The 18,053-nt window shown below is 33.5% G+C and carries 24 protein-coding genes and 1 pseudogene; 19 read left to right on the top strand and 6 right to left on the bottom strand.

The genetic code is table 11. The annotated features are described in order from the left end of the window. Positions 1 to 418: 418 nt before the first annotated feature. The 5 genes and pseudogenes from LO754_RS12040 to LO754_RS12020 all read left to right on the top strand — a co-directional run bounded on the left by LO754_RS12040 (position 419) and on the right by LO754_RS12020 (position 3,748). Positions 419 to 961: a hypothetical protein gene (locus tag LO754_RS12040; RefSeq protein WP_231784407.1), complete on the top strand. Its 543-nt coding sequence runs from the start codon at positions 419 to 421 to the stop codon at positions 959 to 961. Positions 962 to 1,530: 569 nt separating this feature from the next. Then, positions 1,531 to 1,860: pseudogene (locus tag LO754_RS12035) on the top strand (hypothetical protein). 89 nt (positions 1,861 to 1,949) lie between these two features. Then, positions 1,950 to 2,255, top strand: coding sequence for an MraY family glycosyltransferase (locus LO754_RS12030; RefSeq protein WP_231784406.1), 306 nt, complete (start codon positions 1,950 to 1,952; stop codon positions 2,253 to 2,255). 146 nt (positions 2,256 to 2,401) lie between these two features. Further along, complete coding sequence (locus LO754_RS12025; RefSeq protein ID WP_231784405.1) at positions 2,402 to 2,662, top strand: hypothetical protein; 261 nt, start codon at positions 2,402 to 2,404, stop codon at positions 2,660 to 2,662. A 540-nt stretch (positions 2,663 to 3,202) separates the two neighbouring features. Next, complete coding sequence (locus LO754_RS12020) at positions 3,203 to 3,748, top strand: hypothetical protein (protein ID WP_231784404.1); 546 nt, start codon at positions 3,203 to 3,205, stop codon at positions 3,746 to 3,748. Between the two features lie 106 nt (positions 3,749 to 3,854). Here the strand turns inward: LO754_RS12020 and LO754_RS12015 are convergent, their stop codons facing one another. Further along, on the bottom strand, positions 3,855 to 4,040 hold the full coding sequence (locus tag LO754_RS12015) for an IS3 family transposase (RefSeq protein ID WP_435892030.1): 186 nt from the start codon (positions 4,038 to 4,040) through the stop codon (positions 3,855 to 3,857). Positions 4,041 to 4,771: 731 nt separating this feature from the next. Between LO754_RS12015 and LO754_RS12010 the strand changes: the two genes are divergently transcribed. Beyond that, the gene (locus LO754_RS12010; RefSeq protein WP_435892029.1) at positions 4,772 to 4,936 is read left to right on the top strand and encodes a hypothetical protein; all 165 of its coding nucleotides are present in this window, start codon (positions 4,772 to 4,774) and stop codon (positions 4,934 to 4,936) included. 35 nt (positions 4,937 to 4,971) lie between these two features. Then, positions 4,972 to 5,646 carry a M15 family metallopeptidase gene (locus LO754_RS12005; protein ID WP_231784403.1) on the top strand — a complete coding sequence of 225 codons (675 nt, stop codon included), beginning with the start codon at positions 4,972 to 4,974 and terminating at the stop codon, positions 5,644 to 5,646. A 94-nt stretch (positions 5,647 to 5,740) separates the two neighbouring features. On the opposite strand, the gene LO754_RS12000 is transcribed toward LO754_RS12005, so the two are convergent. After that, complete coding sequence (locus LO754_RS12000) at positions 5,741 to 6,052, bottom strand: hypothetical protein (RefSeq protein ID WP_231784402.1); 312 nt, start codon at positions 6,050 to 6,052, stop codon at positions 5,741 to 5,743. A 761-nt stretch (positions 6,053 to 6,813) separates the two neighbouring features. Between LO754_RS12000 and LO754_RS11995 the strand changes: the two genes are divergently transcribed. Both LO754_RS11995 and LO754_RS11990 read left to right on the top strand, forming a co-directional pair. After that, entirely contained in the window at positions 6,814 to 7,590 is a 777-nt protein-coding gene (locus LO754_RS11995; protein WP_231784401.1) for a hypothetical protein, read from the top strand. Positions 7,591 to 7,886: 296 nt separating this feature from the next. After that, entirely contained in the window at positions 7,887 to 8,813 is a 927-nt protein-coding gene (locus LO754_RS11990; protein WP_024364138.1) for a DNA/RNA non-specific endonuclease, read from the top strand. A gap of 359 nt (positions 8,814 to 9,172) precedes the next feature. On the opposite strand, the gene LO754_RS11985 is transcribed toward LO754_RS11990, so the two are convergent. The 4 genes from LO754_RS11985 to LO754_RS11975 all read right to left on the bottom strand — a co-directional run bounded on the left by LO754_RS11985 (position 9,173) and on the right by LO754_RS11975 (position 11,429). Continuing rightward, on the bottom strand, positions 9,173 to 10,132 hold the full coding sequence (locus LO754_RS11985) for a hypothetical protein (RefSeq protein WP_231784400.1): 960 nt from the start codon (positions 10,130 to 10,132) through the stop codon (positions 9,173 to 9,175). Between the two features lie 423 nt (positions 10,133 to 10,555). After that, entirely contained in the window at positions 10,556 to 10,687 is a 132-nt protein-coding gene (locus tag LO754_RS23870) for a hypothetical protein (RefSeq protein ID WP_488209307.1), read from the bottom strand. A gap of 59 nt (positions 10,688 to 10,746) precedes the next feature. Next, a complete protein-coding gene (locus LO754_RS11980; protein WP_231784399.1) occupies positions 10,747 to 10,839 on the bottom strand; it encodes a cupredoxin domain-containing protein in 93 nt (30 codons plus the stop codon). Further along, the gene (locus LO754_RS11975; RefSeq protein ID WP_231784398.1) at positions 10,830 to 11,429 is read right to left on the bottom strand and encodes a multicopper oxidase domain-containing protein; all 600 of its coding nucleotides are present in this window, start codon (positions 11,427 to 11,429) and stop codon (positions 10,830 to 10,832) included. The genes LO754_RS11980 and LO754_RS11975 overlap by 10 nt, the downstream gene beginning before the upstream one ends. A 275-nt stretch (positions 11,430 to 11,704) precedes the next feature. Between LO754_RS11975 and LO754_RS11970 the strand changes: the two genes are divergently transcribed. The 10 genes from LO754_RS11970 to LO754_RS11925 all read left to right on the top strand — a co-directional run bounded on the left by LO754_RS11970 (position 11,705) and on the right by LO754_RS11925 (position 17,944). Then, a complete protein-coding gene (locus LO754_RS11970) occupies positions 11,705 to 12,604 on the top strand; it encodes an ABC transporter ATP-binding protein (RefSeq protein ID WP_025219588.1) in 900 nt (299 codons plus the stop codon). Beyond that, a complete protein-coding gene (locus tag LO754_RS11965) occupies positions 12,601 to 13,377 on the top strand; it encodes a DUF2705 family protein (RefSeq protein WP_231784397.1) in 777 nt (258 codons plus the stop codon). Before LO754_RS11970 ends, LO754_RS11965 begins: the two co-directional genes overlap by 4 nt. A 14-nt stretch (positions 13,378 to 13,391) precedes the next feature. Beyond that, a complete protein-coding gene (locus LO754_RS11960) occupies positions 13,392 to 13,835 on the top strand; it encodes a DUF2975 domain-containing protein (RefSeq protein WP_024364143.1) in 444 nt (147 codons plus the stop codon). A 10-nt stretch (positions 13,836 to 13,845) separates the two neighbouring features. Continuing rightward, on the top strand, positions 13,846 to 14,058 hold the full coding sequence (locus LO754_RS11955; RefSeq protein ID WP_024364144.1) for a helix-turn-helix domain-containing protein: 213 nt from the start codon (positions 13,846 to 13,848) through the stop codon (positions 14,056 to 14,058). A gap of 6 nt (positions 14,059 to 14,064) precedes the next feature. After that, positions 14,065 to 14,280, top strand: a complete 216-nt coding sequence (locus LO754_RS11950; protein ID WP_025219586.1) for a DUF3955 domain-containing protein — start codon at positions 14,065 to 14,067, stop codon at positions 14,278 to 14,280. A 20-nt stretch (positions 14,281 to 14,300) separates the two neighbouring features. After that, positions 14,301 to 14,510, top strand: a complete 210-nt coding sequence (locus LO754_RS11945) for a DUF3955 domain-containing protein (RefSeq protein ID WP_024364146.1) — start codon at positions 14,301 to 14,303, stop codon at positions 14,508 to 14,510. A 253-nt stretch (positions 14,511 to 14,763) separates the two neighbouring features. Beyond that, positions 14,764 to 15,735, top strand: coding sequence for an alpha/beta fold hydrolase (locus LO754_RS11940; RefSeq protein WP_229386732.1), 972 nt, complete (start codon positions 14,764 to 14,766; stop codon positions 15,733 to 15,735). Between the two features lie 16 nt (positions 15,736 to 15,751). Beyond that, a complete protein-coding gene (locus tag LO754_RS11935) occupies positions 15,752 to 16,420 on the top strand; it encodes a response regulator transcription factor (protein WP_231786316.1) in 669 nt (222 codons plus the stop codon). Next, positions 16,417 to 17,403 (top strand): sensor histidine kinase, encoded by a 987-nt coding sequence (locus LO754_RS11930; protein ID WP_231784396.1) that lies wholly within the window; start codon positions 16,417 to 16,419, stop codon positions 17,401 to 17,403. The genes LO754_RS11935 and LO754_RS11930 overlap by 4 nt, the downstream gene beginning before the upstream one ends. A gap of 310 nt (positions 17,404 to 17,713) precedes the next feature. Further along, positions 17,714 to 17,944, top strand: a complete 231-nt coding sequence (locus LO754_RS11925) for a hypothetical protein (RefSeq protein WP_229386730.1) — start codon at positions 17,714 to 17,716, stop codon at positions 17,942 to 17,944. The last annotated feature ends 109 nt before the right edge of the window (positions 17,945 to 18,053 follow it).

Here is an 18,053-nt window from a genome sequence, read left to right as displayed (position 1 = left end):
TTAGGCAAAGACAGACCGACGACCGACCCATGCTCCAAAATATGTTCGGACCATGTTTTTTAGAGTTAAAGGTTATAGCAAATAGTAGGCATGCACCTATGTTAAATATCCTGTCACAATACCTGATACTATTACTCCCGAAGTCGTAATTAGTAGAAGTTGTGGTTTTACTGACCCCTATTTCAACAGGGGTGATTGCTTTTGTACCAGGATCAAATATTGCTGCAAATCCAAACTGTTGTGGTTCAGCAACAGCTAATTATGCTGTGAGGATTGTAACAGGTGATGGGGCATGTCAACATGCTCACAGAAAAGCGTACAAAACTTTCTTATAATAAGTGTGTTTCCTTGTCTATTAATATCTTAATTACTTTTATGGTACAGTATAATTTAATATTCAAAAGAGGGAGACTGAACGATGACAGAAAAAATAATTGTTCGAAAAGTTAAAGAAGCACTATCAGGAATAGCTATTGGATATTTTGACATCGCCATAAATCGTAGTTTTGATGAATATTATAAATATTTTAATGTTGATGATAAAGAGACTCGAAAATATGCGATATTACTTTTTACATCTATGTTAGGTAACTGGTATAGTAAATCGTCTTTTGCTTTTAAACCACAGAAGGAGCGCTTAAAATATGATAATAGAATAGATACTGATTTTTACAATTTAGAGTCTTATTTATCTTCACTATTAGATTGTTATCAACATATTGAAAAAGACTTTCCTTATATGTATGAATATATTGTAGTATATTTAATCTTAATTGAAAAAGATAAAGGTATAAGCTATGAAGAATGGTTTCCTGAAATCAATTCAGATATTTTTAAAAAACTTCGGGAGAAGATTTTAATTCCTAACAGCAATTTGGCTCATGGTGGACATCCAATAAAATTTTTATTTAGAGAAGTTGGAATTGAACCATTTTTTTTAACAGATTTTTTTGAAGAATAATTTTTTTAGTAAGTCATATTTAATTGTGGACAAGGAGCCGGTGAACATTTGGATTTAACAAACGATGCCGGTGGGGAAAGAACTCCATAAGATGGAGCTAAATCTGAAACAATCTATGAAATGGGAAGCTTTTTCGCTCGACAAACGATGCCTATACCTTTTCAAGATTTCGATTCTATAAGTAAACAAGAGCTATTAGAACTTTAAAAAGAACTTGCATTAACCTATCCTTTAAGAACAGGTTTTCTTTATTTTAGAATATCTCTGATGTTTTAGTTATTTTTTCATTATGAAGGTTTATAAATAAAAAAATAACAATCAAAAATCAGACGCATAACTATTCAGACTCAATGAAATAAATGGTCCCAAATGTAAGCTTGGTAACACTTAAAACAGTACTAGACACTGTGAGAAATTATTTTAAAGAAGGACTGTTCGCTTCACTTGTTCTGAATGGCTGTAACATATAAATAGACTTTCAATGAGATGTACCTAAAGAATGTTTATGGAACCATATAATTACAATTTATGTCTGTATTAATAAACAGAAGTATAATGGAGGCATCGTTATGTGGCTAATATTAGGTCTTATAGCTATAGTAACAACTTTTATAAATCTTTATATGCATACAACAGGTAAAGATTACAAACTTGCGATGGCAATGGGGTTATCGTTTACAGCATTGACACTCTATGCAGAATACAGTGTTGTAACGAAGTGGGTAAAAGTAGAAAACTAGCCAGCTTTATGGGAAGTACCTAATTTTGAAAGAGTATTTTGGTTTATGACGATTGTTTCTATCTTACTAAATATAGCACCTCTACTTTTAGAATTGAAAATAAAAAATAAGTTCTTATTGTATTCATACAGCTTTACAATACTAAGTGCATTACTATAGTTTTCTATTTTTTTATATATAATATATAATTTGGAATTAAAGTGTTTAAATCTGATTATTTCTAAAGAATTATTTTAGGAGGGGGAAATTTGTTATATTCAGCTTTATTTATTGGTGTCGTTTTAATTGTAATTACGAATAAGATTACTCAAGCTTTTAAATTATCAAGCACTTTGGGGTTGCTTGGTCAAATCAGTGCGTCACTAGTAATCATAATGATCGGAATCCTCGAAGTTAGTCATATTAGTCTAGGTAATCACTTTGAATTGGGATATTTGACGGTTCCATTTACTTTATTACTTCTTGTGAGTTTTACGAATGTAATGAATATAGAAAAAGGTCAAAATTCTTCAATATTGCTGCTGCCATTCGTTTCTTTAGTTTTTTCTCAATAGCAGCTTTATTCATAGGTCATCCATTTGTTTTAATAACGGGGATTTGTTCCAGTTTAACGCTTATGTTTATTCTGCTATACGGCTATTTTACTGGGAAAGTATTTGTGGGGAGAACACTTACTACGTCAATAGGTTTCATAGTAGCCGTGCTTTCAATATCTCTCATTGAAACATCTATTGTAACAATTTATATTCCATTATTTACTTTTGCATTACCATTCACTTTATATAATTTAATTCAAGATAAAATTACGAATGTACAATCAATTACAGTTAGCTTTTTAACAGCAATTTTATTTGGTGTATTAATGTATATAGTTCCTTTTAATACAATATGGTATTTCATTGCTGGGTTAACGAGTATTTTGGTTATCACGCAATTTTCAAGTAAATATCGCTTTATTTAGAAATTAAATTTCTATTCAAGTAACGGGGCTTTAGTAAAAAAGTAGTTATAAAGTATACAAAATAAATTTATAATCGTTCACAAATTAAAGTTTGGAGTGAGGCCGAATTTGAGAAATGCTGTCAAACCAACATTTATTGGGCTTTCTTTTGATATTGTTTATACAGCTTTGATATGTAAATATTTAAACAGGGCTACGATAGTACAAGATTATGCAGAATGTGTTACCTGATAAAAACCAGTATATTGATGTTTTGAAACTGTAATTTTTATCGTTCCTATACTTCAATTATTGGGATTTTAATTAGAAAATGACAATTAGGCGCGATTCTGTAATAAAGATTAGCGCTCGTTTTCATTAAAGGCCATTTAATAGAGTAACACCATTAAAGAAAACGGATATTTATGTTATGGTAAATATGAGATTGTGAAAAAGTGAATTTCAGCTAATTAGCAGTTGAGTAACACGAATTTACCTTTAATGAAATAGGGATGTGATTGGACGTTTCAAGATGGATTTCCAAAATACTTGAGGGATGATGTGACTAATGTGATTGGAATGATTCCTAAGCAGACTTATAATAATGTCACTCATGATGAATCTAAAGAGACTATTGAATATCTTCAAGATGAAACCGTGATTAAATTTCCTTATCGTATATATAACATTGATAGCTCAGATAAATTTATAGATAATTTAAGTGTACAACAAAAAATGATTTTGCATTGCTTGTATTCAAGAAGTTGTGATGGGTTTGTTCGTCAAAAACATCTGAATTCATTGCTTTTAATGGATTATGAAGATTGGTCTATTCCTTATATCGTAAAAATATGTGATGAATATGTCGTAGAAATACTAGAAATGACTTATGATATCTTAAAAAAACAAGATACAGAACAAATTAAGAGATTTTGCTTAGAAAATATGGATTTGTTTTGTAAAAGTTATAGCAGAATGATTAGCTATTGGAATGAATATTACAGAAATAAATACAATAATTTTCATCAATATATTGGTAGAAAGTTATTTAGAGAATGTTTTGGTTACTCTAGACCAATGGAAAGTGGGAATAATAGGAATCTATGAAACAAAACATATCAATGCATAGGTGCAAGAATTTAATAACTATATTTCATAATCGGGCGCAACTCTAGAGTAGGGAAGTAGTGATCAATTAAAGTTAGAGTTTTTATTATGCAGCTAATTGGCTGGCGTGTTTTCGGTAATTTACCGGACTCATGCTCGCCAGTTTTTTTTTAATACGAACATTATTATAATAATAGATATACTCTTTTATTCTCTTTTGTAATGCTTCATAAGAGATTAATTGTTCCCTATGATACATTTCCTGTTTTAGTAAGCTAAATAAGTTCTCCATGCCCGCATTGTCTGCGCAGTTGCTTTTTCTGTATCTTTCATGGTTAAGTAGATATAGGTATTAACAGTTTCTTGAATATTTACATGTCCAAAATGTGCTTGGATAAATTTAAAAGTGATTTTAAAGAATTGCATTATCATTGCTAACAGAATTCATTAACTTAGTAATTGAACTAGTTAACTTGCAGACTATGAAAGTAAACAGTAAGAAAAGTCAATAAAATGGAAAATAAACTATAGGAAAGGGGTTTTCGCCCAAAAAAGAAGGTTAAGGCTCACACCCTTTGCCTTAATGGCAACTGATATACAATATGTAACTACACCGAATGCTATAGAAAGCTCGTTAGAAGTTCGGTGTTAATTCATGCGTTGAATATGCCGTGTTAATTCGGTAAAAAGATTAGCATTCCTTCGGGCGTGTTTTTTTTTTTTTTTGCAAAAAAATCCAGCAATACACTGAGAGCAGTGCTATTTTTATTTGTAAGTGTTGATATGGAACAGCGAATTGAAACAATAGAAACCAATATAAACGAAGTGAAAACGCGTCTAGCTATTGTTGAATCGAATATTAGGGAAATTCACGAGGAAATTGTAGTAATCAAGAATTACATAACTTAGAAATTTTGATTAGTTGTTGGTTGACTAGAGGGAGCAATTTTGACCTTTATTATAAAAGGAGGATTAGTATGGTAACTAACTGGAAAGCACGTCTGCAACAACAAAAAATTGTGGGTGCTATTAATCGTATTACTACTTGTGCTTGCTAATCAAATTACAGTCATTTTTTATGTCAATATTAAGAATTACAATGCACAAATTACAGCACTTTCTAAAACAGTTCTAAGCATCTTAGGATTGCTTGGTATTATTACAAACAAGGCGTTTCTGACAGTATGAGAGCAATAAAATCTAAAAACCAAAGGATGATGCAAATGACAAGTGTCACAACTACATGCCGAGACTTAGCCGAGCTAATACCTGCCGCACAAACAGCTTGCAGATTACTCTTTCAACAGTGCTATAAAGCAGGCATTAAGAACATCTTCATCACTGAAACATATCGCTCACAAGCACGGCAACATTACCTGTATGCACAGGGTAGGTCGCGCCCAGGGAAAGTTGTTACATGGACACTAAACAGTAATCATAAATCACGTCTAGCATGGGACATCGCAGTTGGTCCTCCACAATCATTGTATGATGTCACTACATTAAGTCGAGTAGGAGCCATTGCGAAAAAGCTAGGTATTGAATGGGGCGGAACATGGACAAAAGCAATTGACCGCCCACACTTTGAAGTGAAAGCAAATTGGAAGATGCCTAAAGGCTATAAATTAGAAGGACAAGTAATTGTACCAAGTAACAGCAAATTGAAAGTTCATTTAATCGTGAAAGACAAAAAGGAGGAAATTACAGTGGCTAATGCAAATTGGAATCCAGGTTCACCAGCTATGAGAACGGAAACGGAGGACTTTATTGCACAAGCAGTTAAGGATGGTATTATTCAAGCTTCGCACTTGAAGGATTTACAGAATGGTACAATGACAACTGATCGCTTGATTGGTTTATGCATTACAATTCAACAACGGAGAAAGGATAAAAAGTAATCTAAATCATTCCGGTGTTTGTTAGATTAAATCATAAAAATACTAATGACCAAGATGCAATTAATTTCCGTCTTGGTCATTTTCTAGTTCATGATTAAAATGTTACATAACATTTATCGGAGTCAAAATATTGGAACTCTCTTATTCCGTGTTTTTCTTGAAAATATTTCTTTACATTTTCTAAATCTTTTCCAAAGATGGTAAAAGGGCAAAAGAAAAAAGAAATTTGATTGTTTGAATCATCATATATTCTAGCATTTAATAATTCTTCTTTTTCACAATGAAGTTCAATATATTTACCTCTGTAAATAACGTCATAGGTTCCGTCTTCATTTAGCCCACATTTGTCTTCAAATGGAATGAAATTAATTTTATAAGTTCGCTTATTCGCTATTAGTGTTTCCATGTTGCTATCCCCTTTTATAAAATTGTATACATATTTCATTTTAATGGAAAAATTTATTAAGTATATATTAATTTAAATACTTACCAAAAAAAGAACGATTGTTCTAGTCCTAAGACGAACAAACATTCCTGTTGAAAGAGTGCACTGTGATGAAAGAACAACTAGTAAAAGCTATGAAACGCAATCAAATATTAAGCATGATTTTATATGTCAAAGGGCGGCGGATTACAAAGAGGAGGGTAAAGCTTGTAAAGATTATGTGTGATTGATTGGAAGTGTATTGTTTTCAAAGATATGTATTTTACGATATGACAGTACTGACATTAGACCGTGATTATTAGGTGATTGAAAAACTTAAAATGTATATTTACCAACACTCGATAATCTATTAGATGACATTTTATAAGAGTGTTACAACTTTAAAAGACTGTTGACTGAAGTTAGAAAAATTTGTAAAGTGGGAAATGACAAATGAATACTTTAATAATTTAACTATTTCTATAGCCGGAGGAACTTAGTGTTAGGAAGATACTCTTTATAAAGAGCGCCCAGTACTTTTCTATAATTGCTTAGATGAAAAGGGCAAATAACCACAATCTGTGGGTAGTAGACCTAATTTGGCTTGAATGATTATGGATAAAATAAGTTAGGTAAAAACACGCAACTTTTGTTGGGCTATTAACATCCGTTGGTAGATATTAGATTACTGGTATACAATAATGAGATATTATATTTGTTTGAAATAAAATAGTTAGGGGAGAATGATGAAAAAAATATTTATTTTGTTACTAGTAGCATTTGTATTTGTGATAGTAAATCCTACAAAATCAGAAGCAAAAGTGATGTATGATGGAGCAGAAGTTGTAAAAGGGCAAACAGGAAAAATGACCTTTAAAAAAGACATAAAAGTATATAAGAAAAATCCAAATGGTACGTTTGATTCTTTATTGGTTAAGCGAAATAACTTTTTTAAAACGTATGATATTGAAAAATATGATGGCAAAACATTTTATCAAATGGGGCAATATCGGGTACAAGCAACGGATTTGGTAGTTTTCAAAGAAGTACCGATCGATATACGTTCATCATTCTATAATAATCCAGCTTATGTAATGATTAATCATCAGGGTGTGAAAACGAATGGTATGGATACTTTCATTGAATATGGCACACTTTTTAGAGTTGGAAATCGAGAAGAGGTTTGTAGACCACAAGTATCATTAGTATCTATTGAGAATGGTAAATTCAATTACCATTATTGTATTGGAGACATTGAAGGTGGAGATGTAAGCAGTACAGGTATTCTCGATAGCACTGATATTCGAATTTTTGAAAAGAAAACAAGAAATAAAGGCTCGTATATATTAACAGAAGATACAGAACAATATAATGGTCCGATGATAACAAGATACTATGGTAAAGAGTTGAAGGGAACAGTCTTTTATTCACCAGGAATTGAGATCAATGGTTATTTGATGGTGGGAGATGTGAATTTTGGTTTTATTCCAGCCAATCTATTGAAGCCAGTTGAAGAATAGACTAGAAAAAAGACACTCAATGGGAATTTACTCGAAAATAGGGATAGACAAAAAAGCATTTTCAATTGAAATTTGGGTGTAACTATCTTAATTTCAATTTGGAGGTGTTTTTTTCTAGGGAAAAAGAGTAAATTTTCCTTGAGTTAAAATAAAAACCATCGGGGTGCACTACTTTCTTAAATTGAAATTGTATCTACTGTAATAAAATGAATATTGTAATATGCTATTATAAATAGGTTAACAATGTTAATAGAGTTCTAGAATGTTCAGAAAAAACAATTGTAAGGAGTCCCATAATGAAAAAGAGAATAAACTATTTAATCTTACTTGTAACTGCCATTTTTATTGTTGGTTGTACGAACGTAGAAGATGCATCCGTTACAGTGAAAGAAACAGATTCACAAGAATTAACAACAACTACGGTAACAGAAAAAACAGCATCAGAAAATACAGCAACTCAAACAAAAGATGAACTGTTCAAAGGGTACAAACTGATTGAAGTGGATGGTGGCGATTTGTCAGGACATCGCGAACCTAACGTCGTCGTTGACATTGGCTTTGGGGACCGCCATTACTATGCATTTACGAATGAGGCAGGGCAATTGGTTCGTGTCATTGCTGACGAAATCGTTCTACAAGATGACCGTACCGAACCCGTAACATCAGCTGGCAGATACTACGCGGATGAAGCAAAAGTTCCTGGTGTAGAAAGAGCAGATTTAGATGAAGGACATATTATTGCAGATTCCCTTGGTGGGGTATCAAACGCTTATAATATTACGCCACAAAATAGCACCCTTAATCGACATGGTGATCAAGCATATATGGAAGACGCTATTCGTAAAGCTGGTGGAGCTACTAATTTTGAAGCTATTATTACATATCCTAATAAGGAAACGCAGATTCCTTCTCATTACAAGTACACTTACACTTTAAAAGGGAATAAAATTGTAGATGAGTTTGCTAACGGTAACCCTGATGAAATAAATAAATCTCTCGGATTAACTGAAAGTAAATCAACTAAATCTACTAACTCAACAAGTTCGAATAAGTCCAATGCTTCGAGTGGCACTGAAGATATTTCGAGCGTTGATACAGATGGAAATGGACAAGTGACGATTAAAGAAGCAAAAGCAGCAGGTTATAGCATGCCAATAACTCGTGAACACTGGTTGTACAAATATATGCAAGACCGTGATAACGACGGTTTGGTAGGTGAATAAGCTTCTTGAACTTGAGGATAAAAAACATGCTTGTCCTTGGACGATTTATAAAAATAGTGCTCAATAATGAGCGCTAATCAGGCTATAGACAAACTCAATGATTTTTGAGTTTGTCTAGCTGCATGTTGAAGTTGTCAAAGCGACTATGTAGGTAGTGTATGAATAGATTGAAGATGTCTGGTTCTAAAATACCTCTGTATTTTTTTAGGAACCAGACATCTTGTATTTTATATTGATTTACTTCCAGTATTAGTGTTTTCCAAAAATTGAAATATAAAAGGGTTCACTGTAACCTATTTAAATGATGTTTTTAATATCATCTTTAACAAGGTTTCTATACGTTTTAATAGTAAATACGGTTAAGATTCTTCTCTTATTAGTAGAGCAGAGAAGGAAACCGGTAAATCGACATATACCTTTCCAACATCTGTGATTTCATAAGGTCTATAAACAAAACCACTTCTATCAACAAAAGGCAGATCAATCCCTTGACTATATACTTCGCCAGTACTAGAAGAAGAGCGACATGTGCATTTACGGTTACACGAACAGTTATTCGCACAACATCCAGGTGATTGAACTTGCAAATCTATAATGCTAATTTCAATCCCACCTCTAAGCAGCGTCCTTACTTGTAACTCAGGTTTGAACCTAACTCTATAAAAGCCTGGTTGACAATCATTTTTTTCTACTGTAAACGCATACTCTTGACTACATTCAAGTGTTGTTCCATCCAAAATAGCCCCTTCACTGCTGATTATTCCTGAAATAACATCTGTAACACCTTCTCCTGTCCCAAATCCAGGCCTACCTACTTGTACGTTTACTGGATCAGGTATTATTTCTAAAGTAGGTTCTTGATCAGGAGAGACGATGGAAAAAGGTTTAGTGAAAATAACTCTGTATGTCCCCGTATTTGGGGCGTGAGAGACAGTGAAACCGACTGATCCTGAGGGAATAGTTCCATCTCTTCTGACTATTCCAGAAATTGTACGAGGGTGCGGAAGTATCCCGTCAGAGTTGAAATCAATCCCAAAGACACTAAATGATACAGCACGTTCTATACTTTTTCCGCCTTGGCTAAGGACATAGGTAAAACCAGACGTATTAAATCCGAAAATATTTATTTCTATAGGACCTCCTCCGCCCACATTTCCGCAACATGAACATTGACAAGGCTGGCATTGGTGACAGCATTTTTTTGAACAACGGTTAGAGCAGTTAGAATGATTCTGACAATTGCAATGTTTAAGCGAGTTGTTAAAATTTTGATTGCCATTATCTTTGTTTAAATATCCCATTTTTTTACCTCCCTTCATATCAGATTCACCTGGTAAGTTAAGTTTATTTGCCAGGATACTATAGGATATGAAATAAGAAGAGTAACGTGTAGTTAGTAGTCTATTATTTGTTTAATTAGTTAGTAATGGTAGTTTTGTCTATATGCTAATCACCTGAAACAATTGAAAAATCAAAGCTAGTAAACGTTCAACTTAGTAGTTGGAGGATGTATAACTATAGAAAGACAGAAGATTGTAAAATAAGTCTAAGATGAAATTCAAAGCATTTGCGGCATTTGGTTGAAGAATGGTGGGGCGAGGAGCGATAAAAGCTCGTGGGCGACTTACTGGGCGCCCCGAGAAGGGGGGATTAGAAAATATTGAGATGATGAAGGCTTTAATTGAAAGAGGGATATCATTAAAAAACGGGCTTGTCTATAAATGTTTTTTACTATTTGTATACTAAGGTAGTGAACATCCCACCTGTTCCATCCGTAAAGTTATTAGAAACATGATGTGCGATATGGCAGTGAAATACCATATACCTGGATTATTGGCTTTAAATATCACATCCCAAGTTTCACCAGTAGCCACTAAAATAGTGTTTTTAAATATTCTATTATTAACTATAGAGTTACCATCAGATTTTTCGATTAAAAATTGATACTATGAATATGCATAGGATGATGATTAATCTGTATGGCTCCTAACCTTAAACGAACAATATCACCATATTCTATTGCCATAGGTGTGGTAGATGGAAAACTCTTTCCGTTAATCGTAAACATGTTAAATTCCATCGCAAATGGATTAAGATGATATTGACCAGTTTTGACTTTTTCCCCTTTTGCAATCCACTAAGACTCCACTCCTGCATAAGTAATAGATAGTCCTTATTCACATTTATTTCATGTGGATCCAGAATAACGAACCCCCCTAGTAATCCCAGCATATCTTGCTTTGCAACATTCACATGAGAATGATACATATGGGTTCCAGGAGGGTTATTTATGTGAAAGTGATAATCAAAATAATGCCCTGGTTCAATTCTAGGAGAAGGTTCTACCTCTGGGACACCATCCATGACGTTAGGAACGTTCAACCCGTGCCAATGAATACTGGTAGCTTCAGGGAGTTGGTTTATTACTCTTATACTGATATAGTCCCCTGGATAAACTTGAATGGTCGGTCCTGGAATACTACCGTTGTATCCCCAACCTTTAATAAAAACACCCGGCAGTATTTCTTGATTTACAGGTTCTGCCACTAATTCGAAATATTTAATACCATTTTTCATCGTATATTCTAGAGTAGAAATATCCGGTGTTATGACCATAAAAACACCTCTTTAAATTTTTGATTTGTAAACAATAAAGAACGCTACATTATATTCAAAAATATATTGATTTAATACAACCTGTTACTCCTAAAAATACGGTAGTCAAATTTAAAGAAAAATGAACCATTCTTTGATTCCAACAAATAAATATAATTTTCCGTCACATTACTTTGTTGTAATGAAATATAAATTTATTGATTTACGATATATTTTTGTTGCAATGTAATTTGTTTTATATTACGATAAAAAACATCAAAAGGAGTGGTTGACAGATGGGGAAAACCGTATTGAAATTAACCGACGTGCAAAAAAGCATCGGCGATAAAAAAATTGTCCATGGCTTAACTTTCGAGGTAAAAGAGGGCGAGATTTATGGCTTTTTAGGACCGAATGGCAGTGGAAAAACAACGACAATCAGAATGATTACAGGGCTAATTAGTATGACGCGAGGAGATATTCAAATTTGTGGCCATAGCATTGCTACAGAGCGAGAAAAAGCGCTCATGAATATTGGTGCAATTGTAGAGAACCCTGAATTATATGGATATATGACAGGTAGACAAAACCTAATGCACTTTGCCAATATGGCGAATCATAAAGTTTCGAAGGCGCGCATTGATGAAATAGTTCAGCTCGTAGATTTAGGAGAATCTATACACGCGCTTGTGAAAAACTACTCGCTTGGTATGAAGCAGCGCTTAGGGATTGCACAAGCCTTGTTACATCAACCAAAAGTTTTAATTTTAGATGAGCCAACAAATGGCTTAGATCCTGCCGGTATTCGCAAAATTCGGGAGTATTTACGCGAGCTTGCACAGAAGGAAAAAATAGCGGTCATTGTATCAAGCCACCTATTAAGTGAGATTGAGCTAATGTGTGACCGTGTGCTCATTATTAATAAGGGCACCTTTATTAAAGAGCACAATTTACATGAAAAACAGGCGGGCGAGCATCGTGTGCAGATTAAAACGACACAAACAGAGGGCATTGATGAGCTAATAGACTGCCGCATTATAAGTGACACATCATTTGAGGTAACAGCAGATGAAGTAGAGGTTGCCGCCATTATTGCAAAGCTCGTGTCACACAATATTGCGATTTATGAGGTTATTCCCAAGCAAAAAACACTCGAAGATGAATTTTTAGAAATTACCAAGGGGGCAACTTCATGATTAATTTAATCAAAAATGAGTTAATGAAAATTTTCGTAAAAAAGAATGTGAGCGTGTTTTTAACGGTACTTCTTACGTTGCAGGTAGCGACTGCCTTTATTATTAAAAATTGGCTACCACCAGCGGAGAGGTTTTCAAGCTATGTAACATTTTCTCATTTCAACTTTACGATTACAGCGATGCTTGTCACGATATTTAGCATTTCGTTAATGGTAAAGTCGATTGCTGATGAGTTTCAGCAAGGTACGATTAAGCAATTATTAATTCGTCCAAAGACGCGGGTAGCTATTTTGCTATCCAAGTATTTTGCAATCCTGATTACCGTTGTTCTGTTAATTGTCACGGCACTACTGGTTTCGATGCTTGTAGGAGGCTTACGTTTCGGTTGGATGGCAGATGATTTTACACTTGCCATACTGCTTAAAATTATCATGTACGAGTTAGTGCCCATCGTCTTCTATATTACGTTAGCACTTATGCTTGCGAGTTTGTTTACCACAACAATACTACCTGTAACAATTACAATGCTGATATTTTTATTACAGGGTAATATCGTTAACATTATGACAATTGTGTTGAAGAAATATTCGGATGTTGTTGTGTTTAAGCATTTAAGTTTAAGAGATTTGGATGCTAACCCGCTAATTGGAAACGGAACGAATATGCTATCAGAGCACTTTACGTTAACAACGTCCTTTCTTTATGTAGTTATACATCTGCTTGTCATGTTAGTCATAGCAAGTGTGGTGTTTAAAAAGCGCGACATACTGTAAAAGGAGTTGGCAATATGAAGAAGTTAGCAATGTGGTTAAAGTTTCTGATTATAATGGTTGCATTTTCGGGTATATTATTTTGTTTCTTAGTTGTGCCCCAAATGGCAATTAAAATTGAAGGTATGCCGATTATGCTATTTATGTGGGTAACTGCCATCCCTTTTTATCTAGCGTTATTGTTTGCTTGGAAAATTTGCTCAGGAATTACTAAAAAGCTCTTTAGTGAACAGTATGTTAAACATTTTACATACATGAGTTATTTAGCAATGAGTGAGATTGTGCTGTATGCAATTGGCATTGTTTACATCATTATTAGTGAGCAAGCTACGACAATTATCTTCTCATTTTGTTTGTTATTTTTTGGAATGGCAGTAACATTAACCGTATTTTTACGTGTATTAGCGAATGTATTTCAACAGGCGATACAGCTAGAGGAAGAAGCGAAATTAACGATTTGAGGTGGGAGTTATAGCAATCATCGTCAATCTCGATGTCATGTTAGCAAAACGAAAAATGTCGGTGACAGCATTATCAGAAGCACTTGACATTACGATGGCTAATGTGTCGATTTTAAAAACGGGAAAAGCAAAAGCAGTAAAATTTTCAACGTTAAATAAAATTTGTGAAGTGTTAGATTGTCAGCCTGGTGATCTTTTAGCTTATGAAAAAGGGGAGGAATGATGTCATATGAAAAAAATAATCGTCGCATCTGTTCCACTAATACTAGGCGTAATATTGATGATTGCGTCAGCGTTCGCACCTTCCAGTGTACAGGAAGATGGCATGCTGTATGAGCCGTACTTCTTCTTAGTGCCAGTAAGTGTGCTATTCATCTTTATCGGTGTCATTGCATTGATGATTATGGCTATTACAACGATTAAGAAAAACATAAAAAACCGATAAAAGTAGAGGAGAAAGTATTTATGAAAAAAATGATTTTTGCTGTTGTACCCCTTGTGTTAGGGATTATATTATTAATCGCATCAAAGTTTGCGCCTGTCACAGTACAAGAAAATGGCATGATAGACGAGCCATACTTCTTCTTAACGCCAGTAGGTGCGTTGCTGATTTTCGTGGGTGTCGTGGCATTAATTATTACGATTATTTCAAACGCTAAAAAAGCATCACAATAAAATAAATGCTAATAGACAAGCTGATATTTCATCATGCTTGTCTATTTTTTATTCACACAAAAGCTAAGTTTGTTTAACTATATAGTTTATTAGTAAAGTCACGAAGCGTTCATTTAAAAACATTCGTGACTTTTTGATATGTGCCCAAATTTAGTTTATTGACTGTTTAAATTCAAAAAATCATCAAAAGTTTATAAGAATTATATTTTTTTACTTTAACCTTGTATCTATAATTGAAAGGGGCAACTAGAAAATGAAAAAAATTATGAAGTGGTTTTCAGTAGGTTTCTGTATGTTATTGCTTGTGCTTAGCGTCTCTGTCTTTAGCTTCCATAAGTTCAAAGAAAATAAAGAAAGTTTGTTATTAGAGAATAATACGGGCAAACTAATCGATTTTAACGGAAAGAAGATGAATGTTTATTCTGAAGGTCAGGACAATGATACATTTGTATTTATGGCTGGCTCAGCAGTAGCAGCACCGATGTATGAATTAAAAAGCTTGTATCGTCATTTTTCAAAAGAAGATAAAATTGCCGTTGTGGAAAGAGCGGGATATGGGTATAGTGATGTATTTAACGACAATCGGGATATAGATGTAATACTAGAACAAACGAGGGAGGCACTAATGAAAAGTGGGAATAAGCCCCCTTATATTTTAGTACCACACTCTATTTCAGGAATCGAAGCCATCTATTGGGCGCAGAAATATCCGAAAGAAGTAAAAGCCATTGTGGCGTTAGATATTGGTTTACCATCTCAATATATAAAACATCCCGTAGGTTTCGCAGAAAAGACTTTTATGAAAATAGGGAATGCTTTAAGTGAATTAGGATTCCAAAGAGTGTTTCCGAATTTAGCATATAACGATGCCGTCTTAGAGAAAGATTTTCTGACTTCAAAAGAAAAAGAAATATTTAAGGCGATTTCAAATAAACAGGGCATCAACAACGATATGGAACAAGAAATGCTACATGTCGTAAATAATAGTAAAAAGTCTGCCGCATTACCTATTCCCAAAACAACCCCAATTTTATTTATTGATGCTTACCTTGATAAAAATTCTAAAGCTGCTAAAGCATCACTAAAAGACTATCAGGATTTTGCAAAGCAGTTAGACGTTTCAACTGTAATTCAAATAAAAAGCAAGCACAGTATTTACTTGTACCATTCTACTGAAATCTATGAAGAAACCCAAAAATTCTTGCAGGAGATGGTTGAACAATAGTGAGGAAAGGACGAAAATGTTGTTTACAATTTTACTGGTAGAAGATGATAAAATGATTGGAAGTTTATTAGAGAATATATTACAAAAAGAAGGGTATAACGTAATCTGGATAGAAAATGGAGCTTCATTATATACCGTTATTAAGCAAGTCGACATTGTCATTATGGATATTATGCTACCGGGGGAGGATGGGTATCAAATTTCCATGCGAATTAATCAGCTAGGGCATAATATCCCTATCATATTTTTAACTGCTAGAAGTGATATTGAGAGTAAATTAAGAGGGCTTGAAATTGGCGAAGATTATATGGTAAAGCCATTTGATCCGAGGGAATTATTAATACGAATAAAAAATAAATTAGTTGCTACTTACGGTATTCACAAACAAATACAACATTTATCAATTGATGTTACGCATATGCGTGTTGTTAATCATCAACATCATAAAGAAGTCGAATTGACAGCGATTGAAAAGAAAATATTCTTTTATCTCTACGAAAACGCAAATTTTATTTTATCTAAAGAACAATTCATGGAATACCTTTGGCCGCTAGAGGATCGCAATTTAAATTTAATTAACGTATATATCAAAAAGTTACGCAGCAAAATTGACGATCGAGATGGTGTTATTATTCAAAATGTATATGGAGAAGGGTATCGTATGAATACTCATATGAAACAATGAAACTAAAAAAGAAATATCAACTATTGCTATTGACGGTTATAGGCAGTGTTCCACTTTCTGTTGTCGTGATTAGTGTTATCGTAACGATCATTTACAATCATTTTTCAAATGATGCACAAACCCAGTTTTATGAGTCAAAAGCTTACCCAATTATGCTAGGATTATTTATCGTCAGTTTCTTTGCTTTGGCTATTCTATTCTCTAAATCCATTAATACATTGATTAAACGGATCAATGTATTAAACAAAACAATTATGGAGTTGGCAAGTGACGACAAGAAGAGGCTTCAAAAGATTCCTTACGCTAGAAATGATGAATTAGGGGATTTAACCAATGCAGTAAACCTTCTTATTGACCGGACGATATCAAAAGAAATTGAAATACAGCAACAGGAGCGAATGAAACAAGAACTTTTAACTCAGTTGCGCCATGATATTAATACGCCTTTAACAGCGATGCGCTTACAACTGTACACAATCGAACATGATTTTTCACAACATCAGGATATTTTCAATTCTTTAAACGAACAAATAAACTATATTTCAAAGTTATCCAATGAATATGACTTTGAACGCTTATCTCGTGTTGATAATTCGTATGTAATCATGGAAAAAGTAGATGTTCCAAAACTTCTAAATACAATTATTTTAAAGTGGAATTTTTTATTTAAAGTCAACCAAATCTCTATTGTGTTAAACAATTGCGCAACTAACTGCCAATGGCGCAGTAATGAAATTTGGTTGCACCGATTATTTGATAATATCTTCCAAAATATAGTGCGTCATGCAGCGTGTGATACATTTGAAATCACTTTGCAAAAAAACGCAATTAACTTTAAGGATAATGGGATTGGGTTTAATGTGGAGGAAAAGGGTACTGGTTTACGTATCATCGAAGATATTTGTCGAGTGCTTGAACTACAGAGTACAATCCAATCCAATGAAAACGGTACTCAAGTGACCATATGCTATGCGCAATATTAATACTTTCAGTAAAGGCAACGGTTCGAAATTAAAAGCTGGTCAAAATCGTATTAAAACAGCTTATTACGTTCAACATGTATAACTGCTGTCACCCATATACAACAATCGGAAGCTATTCATACAAGAATTGTGCCTTCTTTTGCTAAAGGTCATATTATAGAATAATAATTTATTAAGCTTCTTTTGACCTAAACGACGCTTTAAGAATTTTAGGTTGCAACAGTAACGCACTTGCATTAACACAAGGTTGCTTATTATCTTTGTTTACGCTACATTGCAGTGAAATCCATTTATATAAAGGGGTGTAAAGGTGGACCTATTACTCTGGATAACGATTGCTTTCATCATAATTGGAATTGTTGTTCTCACTTCTATGAAAAAAGAAATGGAAAGTAAGGTCGAGTATATAAAAGCAAATATGGACGACGCAGAAAATTCATCAAAAGCTAAATCTGTAATTTGGTGGATATGGAGCACTGCTGCTTGGGGGATAGTGAGTATATTTCTTATTGTTTGGTGTTTTCATAATCGCTTCGGATAATTGTTGGCTTCAAATGTGCTACAAAACAGGTACTTATGTAAACACGGAATAAGTATTACTGAAATGTCTATTTTTGAATAATATCGTACCTAATATTTATTATCTGCAT

Source organism: Lysinibacillus sp. GJ-1, assembly GCF_021166035.1.
GTDB classification, from domain to species: domain Bacteria; phylum Bacillota; class Bacilli; order Bacillales_A; family Planococcaceae; genus Lysinibacillus; species Lysinibacillus sphaericus.
The sequence above is the reverse complement of the archived record's forward strand: the minus strand, read 5'-3'. Positions and strand labels throughout refer to the sequence as shown.

Excerpts from the sequence above, each read along its gene's own strand:
- LO754_RS12040 (WP_231784407.1), top strand. The coding sequence starts at position 419 with ATGACAGAAAAAATAATTGTTCGAAAAGTTAAAGAAGCACTATCAGGA.
- LO754_RS12015 (WP_435892030.1), bottom strand. The coding sequence starts at position 4,040 with ATGGAGAACTTATTTAGCTTACTAAAACAGGAAATGTATCATAGGGAA.
- LO754_RS12005 (WP_231784403.1), top strand. The coding sequence starts at position 4,972 with ATGACAAGTGTCACAACTACATGCCGAGACTTAGCCGAGCTAATACCT.
- LO754_RS12000 (WP_231784402.1), bottom strand. The coding sequence starts at position 6,052 with ATGGAAACACTAATAGCGAATAAGCGAACTTATAAAATTAATTTCATT.
- LO754_RS11995 (WP_231784401.1), top strand. The coding sequence starts at position 6,814 with ATGATGAAAAAAATATTTATTTTGTTACTAGTAGCATTTGTATTTGTG.
- LO754_RS11990 (WP_024364138.1), top strand. The coding sequence starts at position 7,887 with ATGAAAAAGAGAATAAACTATTTAATCTTACTTGTAACTGCCATTTTT.
- LO754_RS11985 (WP_231784400.1), bottom strand. The coding sequence starts at position 10,132 with ATGAAGGGAGGTAAAAAAATGGGATATTTAAACAAAGATAATGGCAAT.
- LO754_RS11980 (WP_231784399.1), bottom strand. The coding sequence starts at position 10,839 with ATGGCAATAGAATATGGTGATATTGTTCGTTTAAGGTTAGGAGCCATA.
- LO754_RS11975 (WP_231784398.1), bottom strand. The coding sequence starts at position 11,429 with ATGGTCATAACACCGGATATTTCTACTCTAGAATATACGATGAAAAAT.
- LO754_RS11970 (WP_025219588.1), top strand. The coding sequence starts at position 11,705 with ATGGGGAAAACCGTATTGAAATTAACCGACGTGCAAAAAAGCATCGGC.
- LO754_RS11965 (WP_231784397.1), top strand. The coding sequence starts at position 12,601 with ATGATTAATTTAATCAAAAATGAGTTAATGAAAATTTTCGTAAAAAAG.
- LO754_RS11960 (WP_024364143.1), top strand. The coding sequence starts at position 13,392 with ATGAAGAAGTTAGCAATGTGGTTAAAGTTTCTGATTATAATGGTTGCA.
- LO754_RS11950 (WP_025219586.1), top strand. The coding sequence starts at position 14,065 with ATGAAAAAAATAATCGTCGCATCTGTTCCACTAATACTAGGCGTAATA.
- LO754_RS11945 (WP_024364146.1), top strand. The coding sequence starts at position 14,301 with ATGAAAAAAATGATTTTTGCTGTTGTACCCCTTGTGTTAGGGATTATA.
- LO754_RS11940 (WP_229386732.1), top strand. The coding sequence starts at position 14,764 with ATGAAAAAAATTATGAAGTGGTTTTCAGTAGGTTTCTGTATGTTATTG.
- LO754_RS11935 (WP_231786316.1), top strand. The coding sequence starts at position 15,752 with ATGTTGTTTACAATTTTACTGGTAGAAGATGATAAAATGATTGGAAGT.
- LO754_RS11930 (WP_231784396.1), top strand. The coding sequence starts at position 16,417 with ATGAAACTAAAAAAGAAATATCAACTATTGCTATTGACGGTTATAGGC.